The sequence below is a fragment of the Pseudomonas sp. XK-1 genome (assembly GCF_038069885.1).
GTDB lineage: Bacteria > Pseudomonadota > Gammaproteobacteria > Pseudomonadales > Pseudomonadaceae > Aquipseudomonas.
In genome coordinates, this window is record NZ_JBBPES010000003.1 from 292202 (window position 1) to 310773 (window position 18572).

Below are 18572 nucleotides of genomic sequence, written 5' to 3' on the forward strand. Positions count from 1 at the left end.
GCTTACTCCGGCATCTGCAACGCGGACGGCGAGATGATCACGCCGTTGTTGTCGGCGTACAGGTATTCGCCCGGGCGGAACGTCACGCCGCCAAAGGTCACCGCCACGTTGAGGTCGCCGATGCCGCGCTTGTCGGTCTTCATCGGGTGACTGGCCAGGGCCTGGATGCCCAGCTCGGTCTGCGCCAGCACATCGACATCACGCACGCAGCCATACACCACGATCCCTTCCCAGCCATTCTTCGCAGCCTTTTCCGCCAGCATGTCGCCCAGCAGCGCACGGCGCATGGAAGCACCGCCATCGACCACCATAACCTTGCCCTTGCCCGGCTGCTCGACCTGCTCCTTGACCAGCGAGTTGTCCTCGAAGCACTTGATGGTGACGATCTCGCCGCCAAAGGAATCGCGACCGCCGAAGTTGCTGAACATAGGCTCAACCACCTGAACCAGTTCCGGGTAGGCGTCGCACAGATCGGGGGTGATGTAGTGCATGGCAAAACTCCTGTTATCTATAGATGTGACTTACAGCTCTATACCGACACGATCGGCCGCATAGGCCAGAGGCAGATGGACAAGGCCTGGGCATTGGGCATTCAAGGCGCGGCCACTGAGCAGTTCGAACTCGATCCCGTGCCGCGCACAGCGCAACACGCCAGCGGCCAATGTCGCGTTGTGCAAAGGTGCGCCCTGGTGTGGGCAGCGATTTTCCAGCAACAGGGTACGACCTTCGACCACCATCAGCAGCAAACTGCGCCCCTGCAGCGAAAAACTCGGCGATAACCCTCCTCGAGGTTGAGCAAGTGCTCAAGAGCAACAAACATTGCACCTCCGCCGTCCGCACAGAGTGACCAGAAGCTGCGCAGAAGTCAGATAGTAGCCGCAAGGCTACTCGACTGAAACGAGTTTGTTCCCCTCAGGCTCGCCACTCTGCACCTGCGCGCTCTTGCGCAACCACTGCTCCACCAGTGGCCATACCTCGCGCTGGGCCTCCTTGCTGACCAGCATTTCGACATGGCCGAAGTCGCTGTGGAAACCATGTTTCTTACCCAGACAGAGAAACTCGCTCACGGGCGAGCCAAATTGTTCGAGCAGCTTGCGGCAGGCCCATACCGGGTCCTGGCTATCGCCCACTGCCGCCACCGCCATGACCGGCACCCGCACCTCGGCAAGGCCAGCCCACCAGTCCCGCTCGGCATCGCCAAAGCGGCCGAACAAGCCGTGCCAGCGCAGGCTTTCGATGGCCAGACTGGCCGGCTCATCCTCGGGACCGCGCTTGAGCCTGGAGCCAGATATCACCGAGAAGCCCTTGAGCAGCAGACGACTGCCCCACTCCACCGGCGGCACCTTGAGCGGCCAGTAGACGCGGCTGATCTGACTGCCAAACAACGCCGCCGAAGCCATTTTCGACTCATCCAGGTACCCACCACCCAGCGCTCCCGCCAGGGTGATACCGCCCAGGGAATGGCCCAGCCAATGGGCCCTCTGCGGGTTCTGTTCGTAAATAAAATCGGCAATTGCCGGCAGGTCATAGCGCACATAGTCGCTGACCTTGTTGTGCTTGTACTGGCGATTGCGCGGCGACAGGCCATGACCACGCATCTCGGCGATCCACACATCAAAACCCGCACGCGCCAACTGCGGGCCAAGGCCGATGCATTTGGGCGAATACCAGAAGCGCCGATTGGAAAAACTGCCGGGAATCAGGATCACCGGCACGCCGCGATCCTGCTGATGATCGGCACGGCCCAGGCGCGTCAGAGCCAGTTGAACACTGTTATCCGGGCTGTTGCCGGGCTTGAGGCGGTAGACATCCTCGCTCAGATCGCCACGAAACTCCGCGCTGATCAAGGCGACGGGGAAAAGCTCACTGCTGCTTTGCATCTTCTGCGCTCTGGTACAAAGAGTTGCTGGGAACAATCTTTCACGCTGCCCGACGGTGACCGCCACCAACGGCCGGCCACTAAAAATTAGCGGGAGCAATTTTTAACGTCGCTAGCGACGGCCCGAAGGGTGGTCTCCAGGGATGGCAGACCACAAAAACGCCAGGAGCGTTTTTGCGCGCCAGCCCCGGAGGGGTGAAGCACATGGAGGTGCTGAACACAAAAAAGGGCAGGATAAACCCGCCCTTGTACCGCGATTTAACCGCGCGTTCAGACCGGCGCTTGAGCTTCCGCGAGGAAGAACCAGGTATCGAGCACCGAGTCCGGGTTCAGCGACACGCTTTCAATGCCCTGATCCATCAGCCAGCGCGCCAGATCCGGGTGGTCCGAGGGGCCCTGACCGCAGATGCCGATGTACTTGCCAGCCTTGTTACAGGCCTGGATGGCGTTGCTCAGCAGCTTCTTCACCGCCGGGTTACGCTCATCGAACAGGTGCGCGACGATGCCGGAGTCACGGTCCAGGCCCAGGGTCAGCTGGGTCAGGTCGTTGGAGCCGATGGAGAAACCGTCGAAGAACTCGAGGAACTCTTCGGCCAGAATCGCGTTAGACGGCAGCTCGCACATCATGATGATTTTCAGACCATCCTGGCCGCGGGCGAGACCGTTGGCCGCCAGCAGATCGACCACCTGGCTGGCTTCACCCAGGGTACGGACGAAGGGCACCATGATCTCGACGTTGGTCAGGCCCATCTCGTTGCGCACTTTCTTCAGCGCGCGGCATTCCAGCTCGAAGCAATCGCGGAAAGATTCGCTGATATAACGCGACGCGCCACGGAAGCCCAGCATCGGGTTTTCTTCTTCCGGCTCGTAGAGCTTGCCGCCGATCAGGTTGGCGTATTCGTTGGACTTGAAGTCCGACAGGCGCACGATGACCTTCTTCGGCCAGAACGCCGCGGCCAGGGTACTGATACCCTCGACCAGCTTCTCGACGTAGAAGCCGACCGGATCATCGTAACCGGCGATGCGCTTCTCGACGCTGTCCTTGATCTCCGGCGGCAGGCCGGCGAAGTTCAGCAGCGCCTTGGGGTGCACGCCGATCATACGGTTGATGATGAATTCCAGACGAGCCAGGCCCACGCCTTCGTTGGGCAGCTGGGCGAAGTCGAAGGCGCGGTCCGGGTTGCCGACGTTCATCATGATCTTGAACGGCAGTTCGGGCATGGCATCGACCGAGTTCTTGCGGATATCGAAGCCCAGTTCGCCTTCGAAGATAAAGCCGGTGTCGCCCTCGGCGCAGGAAACCGTCACGCCCATGCCGTCTTTCAGCACATGGGTGGCGTTACCGCAACCGACCACTGCAGGAATCCCCAGCTCGCGGGCGATGATCGCCGCGTGGCAGGTACGCCCGCCGCGGTTGGTGACGATGGCGCTGGCGCGCTTCATCACCGGTTCCCAGTCCGGGTCGGTCATATCGGAAACCAGCACGTCGCCGGGCTGGACCTTGTCCATTTCCGAAACATCGTTGATCACCCGCACCTTGCCGGCACCAATCTTCTGACCAATAGCGCGGCCTTCGACCAGCACGGTGCCGGTTTCCTTGAGCAGGTAGCGCTCCATCACATTGGCACTGGAGCGGCTCTTCACGGTTTCCGGACGAGCCTGGACGATATACAGCTTGCCGTCGTCGCCATCTTTGGCCCACTCGATGTCCATCGGACGACCGTAGTGTTTCTCGATGATCATGGCCTGCTTGGCCAGTTCGCTGACTTCGGCATCGCTCAGGCAGAAACGCGCACGGTCGGCACGATCCACATCGACCACCTTGACCGATTTTCCGGCCTTGGCTTCGTCGCCGTAGATCATCTTGATCGCCTTGCTGCCCAGGTTGCGGCGCAGAATGGCCGGGCGACCGGCTTCCAGGGTCTGCTTGTGGACATAGAATTCGTCAGGATTGACCGCACCCTGCACCACGGTTTCGCCGAGGCCGTAGGCACCGGTGATAAACACCACATCGCGAAAGCCCGACTCGGTGTCGAGAGTGAACATCACGCCGGCGGTGCCGGTTTCCGAACGCACCATGCGCTGCACACCGGCAGACAGGGCAACCAGTTTATGGTCGAAGCCCTGATGCACGCGGTAGGCAATGGCGCGGTCGTTGAACAGCGAGGCGAATACCTCTTTGGCCGCGCGGATCACATTTTCCACGCCGCGGATATTCAGGAAGGTTTCCTGCTGGCCGGCAAAGGAGGCGTCCGGCAGGTCTTCGGCGGTGGCCGAGGAGCGCACGGCAACTGCCATATTCTCGTTGCCGCCGGCCATTTCGGCGAAGGCGGTGCGGATCTGCGTATTCAGCTCTTCGGGGAAGGAGGCATCCATCACCCACTGGCGGATCTGTGCACCGGTCTTGGCCAGGGCATTGACGTCATCCACATCCAGGGCATCCAAGGCCTCATGGATCTGCGCATTCAGGCCGCTCAGCTCGAGGAAGTCCCGATAGGCCTGGGCGGTAGTGGCGAAACCACCGGGTACCGAGACACCTGCACCGGCAAGGTTGCTGATCATCTCGCCCAGGGAGGCGTTCTTGCCCCCTACGTGCTCAACATCGTGATTGCCGAGCTTATCGAGGGAAACTACGTACTCTACCAAGGTGATCTCTCCACTAACGGTGTTGGAAAAACTCAGGAGCTAGATGGTTCGGCGGTACATGACCGCACGATTGTGGCCTGGCCCTGGAAAATAAGTAACAATGCCAGCCAGTTCGGCCCTGCAAAGGCGGGCCTATGATAGCCAAGAATCCTTCCCAGCTTAAGGCCCATGGTGCAAATGAAACGAACCGCTTTTTTCATCTCCGACGGCACCGGCATCACTGCCGAAACCCTGGGCCAAAGCCTTCTGGCGCAGTTTGAAACCATCGACTTTACCAAACTCACGCGGCCTTATATCGACAGCGTGGAAAAAGCCCGCGCAATGGTACAACAAATCAACAGTGCGTCCGAGAAGGACGGTGCCCGCCCGATCATCTTCGACACCATCGTCAATCAGGATATCCGCGACGTCCTGGCCGAGTCTGACGGCTATATGATCGATATCTTCTCGACCTTCCTCGCCCCCCTGGAGCAGGAACTTACCTCGCACTCGTCCTATTCGGTGGGCAAATCCCACTCCATCGGACACAACTCCAACTATATGGAGCGTATCGAGGCGGTGAACTTCGCCCTGGACAACGACGACGGCGCACGCACTCACTATTACGACAAGGCCGATCTGATACTGGTTGGGGTCTCGCGCTGCGGCAAAACCCCGACTTGCCTGTATATGGCAATGCAATACGGAATTCGTGCCGCAAATTATCCGTTGACCGAAGATGACATGGAGCGACTGCAGTTGCCTCCGGTGCTGAAAAAGCACAAAGACAAGCTGTTTGGCCTGACCATCGACCCTGATCGTCTCACCGCCATTCGCCACGAGCGCAAGCCCAACAGCCGCTACGCCAGCTTCGCCCAATGCGAGTTCGAAGTGCGCGAGGTGGAAAACCTGTTCCGTCGCGAGAACATCAACTTTATCAACTCCACCTATTTCTCCGTGGAAGAGATTTCCGCGAAGATCCTGGTGGAAAAAGGCGTTGAGCGGCGCCTCAAGTAGCCTGCGCAACTCGTTGAAGCTAAAAGAAAAGGCTCGAACACTTCGAGCCTTTTCTCATTTATGAACACTACAAAATATCGCCCGGCACGCGCACCCAACCTTCCATTAATATCCGCGCGCTACGCGACATAATCGCCTTGGTTACCGTCCACTGACCGTCCACCAGAGCCGCCTGAGCCCCCACACGCAAGGTGCCGGATGGATGGCCAAAGCGCACCGCCTCCCGCGCACTGCCACCGGCCGCCAGATTGACCAGAGTGCCCGGAATCGCCGCCGCCGTGCCGATGGCCACCGCGCAGGTGCCCATCATGGCGTGGTGCAGCTTACCCATGGACAGTGCGCGCACCAGCAGATCGACTTCACCCGCCTGCACCCTCTTGCCGCTGGATGACAGGTAGTCCTTGGGTTTCGCCACGAAAGCGATCTTCGGCGTGTGCTGACGCGTAGCAGCCTCTTCCGCCGTCTTGATCAGTCCCATACGCAGGGCACCGGCCACGCGGATCTTTTCGAAACGCGCCAGTTGCTCAGGGTCACCATTGATCTGCTCGCGCAGTTCGGTGCCGCTGTAACCGATGTCTTCGGCATTAACGAACACAGTCGGAATGCCGGCAGTGATCATGGTCGCTTTGAAAGTACCGACACCCGGCACCTCCAAGTCATCAACCAGATTGCCGGTGGGAAACATCGAACCACCCTCCTCGCCATCATCGGACGGATCGAGAAACTCCAGCACGATCTCGGCGGCGGGAAAGGTCACCCCGTCCAGCTCAAAATCGCCGGTTTCCTGCACCTGGCCATTGCTGACCGGCACATGGGCAATGATGGTTTTCTGGATATTGGCCTGCCAGATACGCACCACACAGACGCCGTTCTCCGGAATACGCGCGGGATCAAGCAAGCCGGCATGAATGGCGAAGGCACCAGCAGCGGTCGACAGGTTGCCGCAGTTGCCGCTCCAGTCGACAAAGGCCTTGTCGATCGACACCTGACCATAGAGATAGTCGACATCGTGATCCGGCTGGCTGCTTTTCGACAGAATCACGCACTTGCTGGTGCTGGAGGTTGCACCGCCCATGCCGTCAATCTGCGCGGCATAAGGATCAGGGCTGCCGATCACCCGCATAAACAGCGCATCGCGCGCTGCGCCCGGTACCTGACAGTTTTCTGGTAAATCTTGCAGGCGAAAGAACACGCCCTTGCTGGTGCCGCCACGCATATAGGTGGCGGGAATTTTGATTTGGGGTGCGTGGGGCATGGTGATTACCTGGCCGTAAGGGTCGTAGGGTGGATGACGTTTTTCCATCCACCGTTCAACGCTGTCATGGTGGATCGATAAAGCGTGATCCACCCTACGAAGACCGGGGCGTTGCCGCCCCGGTGATGGATCAGCCCTGAGTAGACTCGAGGAAGTCCTGGGCAAAGCGCTGCAATACGCCGCCAGCGTTGTAGACGTTGACTTCGGCGGCGGTATCCAGACGGCAGGTCACCGGCACTTTGACCACATCGCCATTGCGACGATTGACCACCAGGGTCAGATCGCCGCGCGGCGACAGCTCGCCCTGGATGTCATAGGTTTCAGTGCCGTCGAGGCCGAGGGTCAGGCGGGTGGTGCCCGGCTTGAACTCGACTGGCAGTACACCCATGCCAACCAGATTGGTCCGATGGATGCGCTCGAAGCCTTCGGCGACTATCACTTCCACGCCGGCCAGGCGTACGCCCTTGGCCGCCCAGTCACGGGAGCTGCCCTGACCGTAGTCGGCACCGGCAACAATGATCAGGTTCTGCTTACGATTCATGTAGGTTTCGATCGCTTCCCACATGCGCATGACCTTGCCTTCCGGCTCGACGCGGGCCAGCGAACCCTTCTTCACTACACCGTCAACAACGGCCATTTCATTGACCAGTTCTTTGTTGGCGAAAGTAGCGCGCTGCGCCGTCAGGTGGTCGCCGCGGTGGGTGGCGTAGGAGTTGAAGTCCTCCTCCGGCAGGCCCATCTTGTGCAGGTATTCACCGGCGGCCGAGCTCATCTGGATCGCGTTGGAAGGCGACAGGTGGTCGGTGGTGATGTTATCCGGCAGGATTGCCAGCGGCAGCATGCCCTTGAGGGTACGCTCGCCAGCCAGCGCGCCTTCCCAGTAAGGCGGACGACGGATGTAGGTGGACATCGGACGCCAGTCGTACAGCGGGCTTTCGGCCTCCTCGATAGTGCCCAGATCGAACATCGGGATGTAGATCTGCTTGAACTGCTCCGGCTTCACCGAGGCGGCGACGATGGCGTCGATTTCCTCGTCGCTCGGCCACAGGTCCTTCAGGGTGATCGGGTTGCCCGCCTTATCGGTACCCAGCACGTCCTGCTCGATATCAAAGCGCACGGTACCGGCGATGGCGTAGGCCACGACCAGCGGCGGCGAGGCCAGGAAGGCCTGCTTGGCGTAGGGATGGATACGACCGTCGAAGTTGCGGTTACCGGACAGTACGGCAGTGGCGTACAGATCGCGGTCGATGATTTCCTGCTGGATTACCGGGTCCAGTGCACCGGACATGCCGTTGCAGGTGGTGCAGGCATAGCCGACGATGCCGAAGCCGAGCTTTTCCAGCTCCGACAGCAGACCGGCATCTTCCAGGTACAGCTTGGCGACCTTGGAGCCGGGGGCGAAGGATGTCTTGACCCACGGCTTGCGCAGCAGGCCCAGCTCGTTGGCCTTCTTCGCCAGCAGACCGGCGGCCACCACGTTGCGCGGGTTGGAGGTGTTGGTACAGCTGGTGATGGCGGCGATGATCACCGCGCCATCTGGCAGCAGACCTTCGGCTTCCTCGACCTTGGACGCCGCCAGCATGGCTTCGCCAGCAATGCCGCGCTCTTGCAGTGCCGAAGTCGGCAGGCGCTTGTGCGGGTTGGACGGGCCAGCCATGTTGCGCACGACGGTAGACAGATCGAAGCTCAGTACGCGTTCGTACTCGGCGGTAGCCAGGGCATCGGCCCACAGACCGGTGGTCTTGGCGTAGTTCTCTACCAGCTCGATCTGCTCCGGCTCGCGACCGGTCAGCTTGAGGTAATCGATGGTTTGCTGGTCGATGTAGAACATCGAAGCGGTGGCACCGTATTCCGGGCACATGTTGGAAATGGTCGCGCGGTCGCCGATCGACAGGCTATCCGCACCCGGGCCGAAGAACTCGACCCAGGCACCGACCACGCGTTCCTTGCGCAAGAACTCGGTGATGGCCAGGACAATATCGGTGGCGGTAATGCCAGGTTGGCGCTTGCCAGTGAGCTGCACGCCGACGATATCGGGCAGGCGCATCATCGACGGCAGGCCGAGCATCACGGTTTCGGCTTCCAGACCGCCGACGCCGATGGCGATCACGCCAAGGGCATCGACGTGCGGGGTGTGCGAGTCGGTACCCACGCAGGTGTCCGGAAAGGCCACACCGCCACGCGCCTGGATCACCGGGCTCATTTTCTCCAGGTTGATCTGGTGCATGATGCCGTTGCCGGCCGGGATCACGTCGACGTTCTTGAACGCGGTCTTGGTCCACTCGATAAAGTGGAAACGGTCCTCGTTGCGACGGTCTTCGATGGCGCGGTTCTTGGCGAAGGCGTCCGGGTCGAAGCCCGGAGCTTCCACGGCCAGGGAGTGGTCGACGATCAGCTGAGTCGGCACCACCGGATTGACTTTGGACGGGTCACCGCCCTTCTCGGCGATGGCATCACGCAGGCCGGCCAGGTCGACCAGGGCGGTCTGGCCGAGGATGTCGTGGCAGACCACGCGCGCCGGATACCAGGGGAAATCCAGGTCCTGCTTGCGCTCAATCAGCTGCTTGAGCGAATCAGTCAGTGCATCCGGCTCGCAGCGGCGCACCAGCTGCTCGGCCAGCACGCGGGATACGTAGGGCAGCTTGGCATAGGCACCGGGGGCGATGGCATCGATCGCCTCACGGGTGTCGAAGTAGTCCAGCGCGGTGCCGGGCAGGTGCTTGCGGTACTGAGTGTTCATCATTTGCGGTCCTTGAGCGGCACGAACTTAAGATCTTCCGGCCCGACATAATTGGCGCTCGGGCGGATGATCTTGCCGTCGATGCGTTGCTCGATCACGTGACTGGACCAGCCCGAGGTGCGGGCGATGACGAACAGCGGGGTGAACATGACGGTGGGCACGCCCATCATGTGGTAGCTGACGGCGCTGAACCAATCGAGGTTGGGGAACATCTTCTTGATCTCCCACATGGTCGATTCCAGACGCTCGGCAATGTCGTACATCTTCATATTGCCCTGCTCCACCGACAGCTCGCGGGCCACGTCCTTGATCACCTTGTTGCGCGGGTCGCTCACGGTATAGACCGGGTGACCGAAGCCGATCACCACTTCCTTCTTCTCAACGCGGGCGCGGATATCGGCCTCGGCCTCATCGGCGTTGTCGTAACGCTTCTGGATCTCGAAGGCCACTTCGTTGGCACCGCCGTGTTTCGGCCCGCGCAGCGCACCGATGCCGCCGGCAATGCAGCTGTACATGTCAGAACCGGTGCCGGCGATCACCCGTGAGGTAAAGGTGGAAGCGTTGAACTCATGCTCGGCATACAGGTTGAGCGAGGTGTGCATGGCGCGCACCCAGGACTCGCGCGGCTTCTCGCCGTGCAGCAAATGCAGAAAGTGACCGCCGATGGAGTCGTCGTCGGTTTCCACCTCGATGCGCTTGCCGTTGTGGCTGAAGTGGTACCAGTACAGCAGCGCGCTGCCCAGCGAGGCCATCAGCTTGTCGGCGATGTCGCGGGCACCGGGGTGGTTGTGGTCATCCTTCTCCGGCGACACGCAACCCAGCACGGATACGGCAGTGCGCATCACATCCATCGGATGGGCGGACGGTGGCAGCTGCTCGAGGGACGCCTTCAGCGCCGCAGGCAAACCCCGCAGCGCCTTGAGCTTGGCCTTGTAGCCAGCAAGTTCGGCTACGTTGGGCAGTTTGCCGTGCACCAACAGGTGGGCGATTTCTTCGAAGTCGCAGCGGTTGGCGAAGTCGAGCACGTCATAACCGCGGTAATGCAGATCGTTGCCGGTGCGACCGACCGTGCACAGCGCGGTGTTGCCGGCAGTGGTGCCGCTCAGGGCCACGGATTTTTTCGGTTTGAAGCCTGGGGTGGTTTCGGGGTTCGTACTCATCGCTAATCTCTCCTCATCCGATCCGGTCGGTCGTTCTTTTAAGCAGGCGGCTAAGACCTGCGTTCCGGTTATTTTTTCGCGGCAAACAGCGCGTCGAGGCTCTGCTCGAAGGCGTGATAGTTGATGCGCTCGTATAGCTCCATGCGGGTCTGCATGGTGTCGACCACATTCTTCTGCGTGCCGTCGCGGCGTACGGCCATATAAACGTTCTCGGCCGCCTTGTTCATGGCGCGGAAGGCCGACAGCGGGTAGAGCACCAAAGAGACGTCAACCGACGCCAGCTCTTCGGTGGTGTACAGCGGCGTCGCACCGAACTCGGTGATATTGGCCAGAATCGGAGCCTTGATCCTGTCGGTGAAGGTCTTGTACATCGCAAGCTCGGTAATGGCTTCTGGGAAGATCATGTCGGCACCGGCTTCGATGCAGGCCGCGGCGCGGTCCAGTGCCGAGTTCAGGCCTTCGACGGCCAGGGCATCGGTACGCGCCATGATCACGAAACTGTCATCGGTACGCGCATCGACGGCCGCCTTGATGCGGTCGACCATCTCCTGCTGAGTCACAATCTCTTTGTTGGGACGGTGGCCGCAGCGCTTGGCACCGACCTGATCCTCGATATGAATCGCCGCCGCGCCGAACTTGATCATCGACTTGACGGTGCGTGCGACGTTGAACGCCGAAGCCCCGAAGCCGGTGTCGACATCTACCAGCAGCGGCAGATCGCACACATCGGTGATGCGGCGCACGTCGGTCAGCACGTCATCCAGGCCGGTGATGCCCAGATCCGGCAGCCCGAGGGAGCCCGCCGCCACGCCGCCGCCGGACAGGTAGATCGCCTTGAAACCGGCACGCTTGGCCAGCAGCGCATGGTTGGCGTTTATGGCACCAATGACTTGCAACGGATGCTCTTCGGCAACGGCATCACGAAAACGCTGGCCTGGACTTTTCAAGCTCATGACTCACCTCGGGTTTTGGCTGTCTTGGGATGCGCGCCCTGCCCCATGGTCATGGCGTAGTGGCGCTCGATATTGCGTTTGGAGGCACCGATATGTCGGCGCATCAGCAGCTCGGCCAGTTCGCCGTCACGGTCGGCGATGGCATCGAGAATACGGTGGTGTTCGGCAAACGCCTGGCGCGGCCGATTGGGTGTGGCGGAAAACTGCAGGCGATACATGCGCACCAGCTGATACAGCTCGCCGCAGAGCATCTGGGTCAGGGTCTTGTTGCCGCTGCCTTGGATAATCCGGTAGTGAAAGTCGAAATCGCCTTCCTGTTGGTAGTAACCAACACCGGCCTTGAAGGCCGCGTCCTGCTCATGCAGATCGAGCACCCGGCGCAGATCATCGATTTCCGCCGCCGTCATGCGCTCCGCTGCGAGGCGGCAGGCCATACCCTCCAGGGACTCGCGAATTTCATAGAGTTCGATCAACTCGGCATGGCTGAGCGAAACCACTCGCGCACCAATATGGGGAACCCGTACCAGCAGGCGCTGCCCTTCTAGGCGATGGATGGCTTCACGCAGAGGGCCACGACTGATGCCGTAGGTGCGCGCCAGCTCGGGCTCGGAAATCTTGCTGCCCGGGGCGATCTCACCCTTGACGATGGCGGCCTGAATGCGCCGAAAGACCTGCTCGGAAAGCGTTTCAGAATCTTCCTGGGGAGATTCGAGCGACCTTATGACATCGAGCATATTGTTGACACTCTCTTCGGCAGTTGCTGAAAAAACTACCCTCAGCGGACCTTAATGTCAAACGCAAGCAGGATACTGTCGACAATATTCACCCCCTACTTTAGCCGATAGCAGCCACGACCTTACTTGCAAAAACCACCATAAGCGCCTGTCATCACAGAAAAATCCCATGATAGAATGCAGTCCACTTATGCCTGACAGAGCACGCTCAGGCAGCCTGCTAGACTTCAGATAAGCTGTTTGATGCAAACCAGCCATGCCTGCCGGTCGTTCTGATCAACCGTTTGAGCTACATCCGAAAGGACTTATGAGACTGAAGCTCTCCCCATTACTGCTATGCCTAGTGTTTTTCCCCGGTTTGGGTATCGCCGAGGAAAAAACCATCTATGGTCTCAATGAATACGTACGCCTGTTCGACCTCGATCTGAAGCTGGCGGCAAAACTCGATACCGGTGCTAAAACAGCGTCCTTGAGTGCACGCGACATCAAGCGTTTCAAGCGTGACGGCGAAACCTGGGTACACTTCTATCTGGCCATCGACGAGGCCCACAACAGCCCGATCGAGCGGCCCCTGGCGCGTATCAGCAAGATCAAGAGACGCGCCGGCGACTATGATCCAGACGAAGAAAAGACCTATACCGCGCGCCCGGTGATCGAAATGGATATCTGCATGGGCCAGGCCTTGCGCACAATCGAAGTGAACTTGACCGACCGTAGTGCTTTCCAATACCCGTTGCTGATTGGCTCCGAAGCGCTGAAAAACTTTACGGCTCTGGTCGACCCAGCTCTTAAATACGCAGCAGGAAAACCTGCCTGTACCCCTGACGCCAACCTTGGTGAGTAACCTTCATGCGCTCTCTTAACCTGCATCTGAAAGTCCTGGTCATACTCCTGGTGAGTCTGGGCGTTCTGATTACGGGCTATCAGATATTTATCCTCGGCATCCCGGTGACCGAAGATGAAACTGACGATCTGTGGAATATCGATGCCAAAGTCGAGTTCCAGGCCAATCCTCGCGACCCGGTCAAACTGCAAATGTTTGTACCGCCGCTGAATCAGGACTACGTCAGCCTCAACGAGAGTTTTATCTCGAACAACTATGGCGTGAGCATCAACCGCGTCGATGGCAACCGCAAAGTCACCTGGTCCGCCCGCCGCGCCAGCGGCAAGCAGACCCTGTACTACCGCCTGGTACTGACCAAGCGTTACAGCGGTGAGCAGATCGCCGCCAAGGGTCCGATCTTCCGCGACCGCATCCCCGTGGAAGGGGCCGAGAAGATCGCCGCAGAGGCCTTGCTCGCGCCGATCCGGCAGCACTCGGCGGACGTCGAAACCTTTATTACCGAGACCATCAAGCGGGTTAACAACAGCAACGACGACAACGTCAAGCTGCTGCTGGGCGGCGATGCCTCCACCGAGAACAAAGCCAAGGTCATCGAACTGCTGCTGTCCATCGCCCATGTGCCGATGCAGCGCCTGCACACCATCCGCCTGGTCGCCGAAACCCTGCAGAGCCCGGAGCTCTGGCTGCGCAGCTTCAATGGCGAGAGCTGGCTGTACTTCAGCCCCGAGTCGGGCGAGCAAGGCCTGCCGGCCGATCGCCTGGTCTGGTGGATCGGTGATGACGACCTGGTCAGCCTGGAAGGCGGCAAGCAGGCGCAAGTCAGTTTCAGCCTGAACAACAGCGAAATGAACGCCATTCGCCTGGCCAAGCTGACCGACGAAAACACTGACGTCGACTTCCTCGAATACTCGCTGTACGGCCTGCCGCTGCATACCCAGCAGACCTTTATGATCATGGTGATGATCCCGATCGGCGTGCTGGTAATCCTGATCCTGCGCAACCTCGGCGGCCTGCAGACACTCGGCACCTTCACCCCAGTGCTGATCGCCCTGGCCTTCCGCGAAACCCAGCTGGGCTTCGGCATCATCCTGTTTACCGTGATCACCACCCTGGGCCTGTCGTTGCGCTCCTACCTCGAACACTTGAAGCTGCAGATGCTGCCCAGGCTGTCGGTGGTGCTGACCTTCGTGGTGGTGCTGATCGCGGTGATCAGTCTGTTCAGCCATAAACTCGGCCTGGAGCGCGGTTTGTCCGTAGCCCTGTTCCCGATGGTGATTCTGACCATGACCATCGAACGCCTGTCGATCACCTGGGAAGAACGCGGCGGCGGCCATGCCTTCAAGGTGGCCATCGGCACCCTGTTCGCCGCAACCCTGGCGCACCTGCTGATGAGCGTGCCGGAGCTGGTGTACTTCGTCTTCACCTTCCCGGCGATCCTGATGATCCTGGTGGGCTTTATGCTGGCAATGGGTCGCTATCGCGGCTATCGCCTGACCGAACTGTTCCGCTTCAAAGCCTTCCTCAAGGACTAATGCCATGTTCGGTCTGATCAAGACGTGGAAAGCCCTTGAAGCCAAAGGCATCATGGGCATCAACAGGCGTAACGCGGACTATGTGCTGAAGTACAACAAACGGCACCTCTACCCGATCGTCGATGACAAGATCATCACCAAGCAGCGCGCCATCGAAGCGGGCATTGATGTGCCGGAAATGTATGGCGTGATCGAAACCGAGAAAGGCATCGACAAGCTGCGCGAGATCATCGGCGACCGCCCGGACTTCGTCGTCAAGCCGGCCCAGGGGGCCGGCGGTGACGGCATTCTGGTCATCGCCGACCGTTTCGAAGACAAGTACAAGACCGTCTCCGGCAAGATCATCAGCCATGAGGAGATCGAACATCAGATCTCCAGCATCCTCACCGGCCTCTATTCCCTGGGCGGCCACCGTGATCGCGCGCTGATCGAATACCGCGTCACCCCAGACCAGATATTCAAGAGCATCAGCTACGAAGGCGTGCCGGACATCCGTATCATTGTGCTGATGGGCTACCCGGTGATGGCTATGCTGCGCTTGCCTACCCGCCAGTCCGGCGGCAAGGCCAACCTGCACCAGGGCGCGATCGGCGTCGGAGTGGATCTGGCCACCGGCGTGACCCTGCGCGGCACCTGGCTGAACAACAAGATCAGCAAGCACCCGGACACCACCAACGCAGTGGACGGCGTACAGCTGCCCAACTGGGACGGTTTTATGAAGCTGGCCGCCGGTTGCTACGAGCTGTGTGGCCTCGGTTATATCGGTGTCGACATGGTGCTGGACCAGGACAAGGGCCCGTTGATTCTCGAACTCAATGCTCGCCCCGGCCTGAATATCCAGATCGCCAACGACTGCGGCCTGACCCACCGAGCCCATGCCGTAGAAGCGCGTATCGCCGAACTGACCAAGCAAGGCGTGCAGGAAAGCCCTGAAGAGCGCATGCGCTTCTCCCAGCAGCTGTTCGGCCACGTGCCCATGGCCGAAATCTGATTGTCGGAACTCATTAAAAAGCCCGGACTTTATCCGGGCTTTTTAATTTTATAAGTGCTGCAACCTGGCCATCGAACAGTCAGCGCACAATGGCCAGCTCGAAGGAGCCCTCATCGCCATGGGCATGGGTCTGCATGCCCGCCTCGTCGGTCGCCAGGGCTTGCAGCGGCCGCTTGAAGGGTTTGTTATCCAGGGTCTGCAGATTGCGGTCCTCATCGGTGGTCAACAACAGTACATAGCGCTCCCCTGCTGCTGCCTTGACCTGCAACGTGCCCTCGATATAGGCATAGCGGTACCAGGTTTCGCCATGTAGACGGTAAACCGCATCGCTGACCAGGCGAGTCGGGCGCTTGTGCTCATCGAGAAACAGCACCGAAGGATAGAGCACCCGCTTATTGGCGAAGCTGCGGATGCGCAGGCCGAAGTCATGCTGCGAGCGCGGTAAGCGGAGCGCGGCGTAGTAGCTCTTGCCCATGGGGAATGCCAAGCTGGGAGAAAAACGATTGAGCTCCTCATAACGGGGCTCGTCGGCGCTCAGGAGCCTGAAGGCATCCTCCTCCAACTGCGCACAGCACAGTGTCAGCAGCGCCTCATAACGGCCGCTATCCGGCTGTTCGCTGCCCGCCAGCAACGCCTGCATGGCCGCTGTCGGCTGGCCATCGAGCCCGGGCAGTTCGATCTGCTGGCGGGCGAACTCAAGCTCACGACCCTGACTGAAAGCCGTGCCGCCGGGAACTGATGCGCTCGTGCGTGCCTGCCCAGGCACCGCATCGTTTCGCATGCGACCTTGCTCGTCGACCCAGGTAAAATAGCGCCCATCGCGTTCGGAGCGGGCAAAGTCGCGCCCTTCCAGCACATCGGAACTGATGTAGTCGCTGGAACGCTCGCCAGTGCCCAACAGCATCTCATTCGCACCGCCCTGCAACTGGCTGCCGGCATGAAAGCTGTTCTGTAGATTGCCGTTGGCATCCACCCAGGTGAAATAACGCCGCTTGCTCTCGCCGGCCGCCTGCTCCCCCGGCCAGCCGCCCGCCCCCTGCTGCTTGAAGCGGGCCTGGTCGCTGAGGCTGATATTGCGCGCTGCCAGGCGCTGATGGGCGGCATAACTGGCATCGACAAAGGTGTTGTGCACCCGTCCCTGATCATCCACCCAGGTCAGGTAGCGCCCACTGGCCTCGGCCGAGACAGCGCCAATCAGGCAGCAGCTCAACAACAGCGCGCGCATGACAAGGCTCCTAGAAGGTGGTGCGGTAAGTCAGGGCCAGGACATAGGCCTTGACGCTGGTCTTCACGTCGAGATCGGCATAGGGGTTGTATACCATGCTGTCGATATCCGAGCAGTTGATATTGCAACTGGAGCGCGCAGGAATGTTCTGCTTGCTTACCAGGTAGTTGAACCCGATATCGATCACCGTGTCCTTGTCCCACTGGTAACCGGCCCCCAGGCCATACAGATGGGCATCGCCCAGCGGGGCGAGGGCGTCGGCCTTGTTCCCAGGAATCGCCGAAGGACGCGGCTCGTACCCCATGCGCAGGCTCAGGCGGTCATTGACCTGATATTCGACCCCCACAGCCCAGCTCCATACCGACTCGTAGCCACGATCCAGGATGATGGTGTTCGAGGTGGCGTTCTCCGGGGAAAACAGGCTGGCGATAGTCAGCACGTCCAGTTGGCGGTCGAACTCCAGTTCGAACTCGTCCCAGGCGGCGTAATCGGTCCACTTGATGTCCAGGTTGATCTGCCAACGCTCATGGGGCTTGAACTTGATGCCGGTGGCGAAGTGCGCCGGGTAGGTCATGTTCAGCGAGACATTACCCCGTTCCTTGTCGAACAGGCCGTCGGGGGTCAGGCTGTTGAACACCGCGCCGATAAAGGAGCTGTCCAGGCCCTGCCAGAAACCCTGCCAGTCCTCGGAATAGTCCACCACGTAGCGGCCCTTGAGACGCATCTTGGCTTCGCTCTGATACACCGCGCCCAGGGCAAACCAGTCCCGGGGCTCCCAGAGAAAACCGACGTTCCAGGTTGGCGAAAGGGTCTGCTGCATATCGATATCGATATTGGCGATATCGGTAAAGGGCCCCAGCTCGCCGCCGCAGATATTCAGGAACACCTCGAAGGGATTGCCGTCGACCACGCACAGCGCATCCTGGGCCACGCCGATAAACCCGGTGAGGATGCCCGGCGCGCGGAAGTCCTGGTTCAGCGCCATGGCCTGATGGGAAAAGCCGATGGACAGGCCCACGGACAACTCGTCATTGACCTGATAGGCCAGCGACGGGGAGAAGTAGGTCAGGCGCTGGATCACCAGTTCCTTGCCCTGGTAGCGACCAGGATCGTCGTCGTCACGGGCAAAGCCCAGGGCTTGCGGGGTATACATATTGGTGGCGAAGGTAAACTTCGAACCCGGCGGATTGATCGACAACCCGGCCAGCGGCGCAAACAGCAGCGGTAGCTCGGTGGCTCCCCCCACACCGGGCAGGTACATCATGGCCGCGCTGGCTTTGCTCGACGAGTTGGCGACAGAGTCGTTGCTCAACCCCATGAAATTATTGCCATAGTCAGCCGGTGCATCGAAGTCCGCCCGGATGTCCATCACCCCGGTGATGAACTTCACCGTAGTCTGCCGCCCCTTGAGCTTGCTCAGCGCCGCGGGGTTGTAATGCACCGCATCGACGCCGGTGAAATCGGCGGTTACCGCATTGCCCAGGGCCATGGCCTTGGGGCTGCCAATGGTCAGGTTCTGCGCCAGCTGCGCCTGCGCAGCCCCAGCCCAGAGTGCAAGAACCCCGACAATCGCCTGCCGCAGCAGCGAAATTCGCATCGTCATAAGAAGCTCGCTCG

15 protein-coding genes are annotated in these 18572 nt (G+C 60.3%); 4 read left to right on the plus strand and 11 right to left on the minus strand.

Going from position 1 to position 18572, the window contains the following annotated elements; translation table 11 throughout:
• Positions 1-2 precede the first annotated feature (2 nt).
• From rraA to ppsA, 4 genes are all read right to left on the minus strand, one after another.
• Positions 3-491 carry a ribonuclease E activity regulator RraA gene (gene rraA / locus WMW70_RS09720; protein WP_341437309.1) on the minus strand — a complete coding sequence of 163 codons (489 nt, stop codon included), beginning with the start codon at positions 489-491 and terminating at the stop codon, positions 3-5.
• Positions 492-521: 30 nt separating this feature from the next.
• Positions 522-737, minus strand: coding sequence for a Rieske (2Fe-2S) protein (locus tag WMW70_RS09725; RefSeq protein ID WP_341437540.1), 216 nt, complete (start codon positions 735-737; stop codon positions 522-524).
• A 147-nt stretch (positions 738-884) separates the two neighbouring features.
• Positions 885-1880, minus strand: coding sequence for an alpha/beta fold hydrolase (locus tag WMW70_RS09730; protein ID WP_341437310.1), 996 nt, complete (start codon positions 1878-1880; stop codon positions 885-887).
• A 269-nt stretch (positions 1881-2149) separates the two neighbouring features.
• A complete protein-coding gene (gene ppsA / locus WMW70_RS09735; protein ID WP_341437311.1) occupies positions 2150-4525 on the minus strand; it encodes a phosphoenolpyruvate synthase in 2376 nt (791 codons plus the stop codon).
• 177 nt (positions 4526-4702) lie between these two features.
• Between ppsA and ppsR the strand changes: the two genes are divergently transcribed.
• Complete coding sequence (ppsR, locus tag WMW70_RS09740) at positions 4703-5521, plus strand: posphoenolpyruvate synthetase regulatory kinase/phosphorylase PpsR (protein WP_341437312.1); 819 nt, start codon at positions 4703-4705, stop codon at positions 5519-5521.
• 67 nt (positions 5522-5588) lie between these two features.
• On the opposite strand, the gene prpF is transcribed toward ppsR, so the two are convergent.
• From prpF to WMW70_RS09765, 5 genes are all read right to left on the minus strand, one after another.
• The gene (gene prpF / locus WMW70_RS09745) at positions 5589-6776 is read right to left on the minus strand and encodes a 2-methylaconitate cis-trans isomerase PrpF (RefSeq protein WP_341437313.1); all 1188 of its coding nucleotides are present in this window, start codon (positions 6774-6776) and stop codon (positions 5589-5591) included.
• A gap of 130 nt (positions 6777-6906) precedes the next feature.
• Complete coding sequence (gene acnD / locus WMW70_RS09750; RefSeq protein WP_341437314.1) at positions 6907-9516, minus strand: Fe/S-dependent 2-methylisocitrate dehydratase AcnD; 2610 nt, start codon at positions 9514-9516, stop codon at positions 6907-6909.
• Positions 9516-10676, minus strand: coding sequence for a bifunctional 2-methylcitrate synthase/citrate synthase (gene prpC / locus WMW70_RS09755; RefSeq protein ID WP_341437315.1), 1161 nt, complete (start codon positions 10674-10676; stop codon positions 9516-9518). The genes acnD and prpC overlap by 1 nt, the downstream gene beginning before the upstream one ends.
• Positions 10677-10744: 68 nt before the next feature.
• A complete protein-coding gene (prpB, locus tag WMW70_RS09760; protein ID WP_341437316.1) occupies positions 10745-11629 on the minus strand; it encodes a methylisocitrate lyase in 885 nt (294 codons plus the stop codon).
• Positions 11626-12363, minus strand: coding sequence for a GntR family transcriptional regulator (locus WMW70_RS09765; protein WP_341437317.1), 738 nt, complete (start codon positions 12361-12363; stop codon positions 11626-11628). The genes prpB and WMW70_RS09765 overlap by 4 nt, the downstream gene beginning before the upstream one ends.
• A gap of 307 nt (positions 12364-12670) precedes the next feature.
• On the opposite strand from WMW70_RS09765, the gene rloA reads away from it, so the two are divergent.
• From rloA to WMW70_RS09780, 3 genes are read left to right on the plus strand one after another with little or no spacing between them, the layout of a single operon-like run.
• Positions 12671-13207, plus strand: a complete 537-nt coding sequence (gene rloA / locus WMW70_RS09770) for a retropepsin-like aspartic peptidase RloA (protein WP_341437318.1) — start codon at positions 12671-12673, stop codon at positions 13205-13207.
• 5 nt (positions 13208-13212) lie between these two features.
• Complete coding sequence (gene rloB, locus WMW70_RS09775; protein ID WP_341437319.1) at positions 13213-14739, plus strand: osmotic stress tolerance membrane protein RloB; 1527 nt, start codon at positions 13213-13215, stop codon at positions 14737-14739.
• 4 nt (positions 14740-14743) lie between these two features.
• A complete protein-coding gene (locus tag WMW70_RS09780) occupies positions 14744-15730 on the plus strand; it encodes an alpha-L-glutamate ligase-like protein (protein WP_341437320.1) in 987 nt (328 codons plus the stop codon).
• A gap of 79 nt (positions 15731-15809) precedes the next feature.
• Here WMW70_RS09780 and WMW70_RS09785 read toward each other — a convergent pair whose 3' ends face one another.
• Both WMW70_RS09785 and WMW70_RS09790 read right to left on the minus strand, forming a co-directional pair.
• A complete protein-coding gene (locus WMW70_RS09785) occupies positions 15810-16955 on the minus strand; it encodes a MalM family protein (protein ID WP_341437321.1) in 1146 nt (381 codons plus the stop codon).
• Between the two features lie 10 nt (positions 16956-16965).
• Positions 16966-18558, minus strand: coding sequence for an outer membrane protein transport protein (locus WMW70_RS09790; RefSeq protein WP_341437322.1), 1593 nt, complete (start codon positions 18556-18558; stop codon positions 16966-16968).
• Positions 18559-18572: the final 14 nt, after the last annotated feature.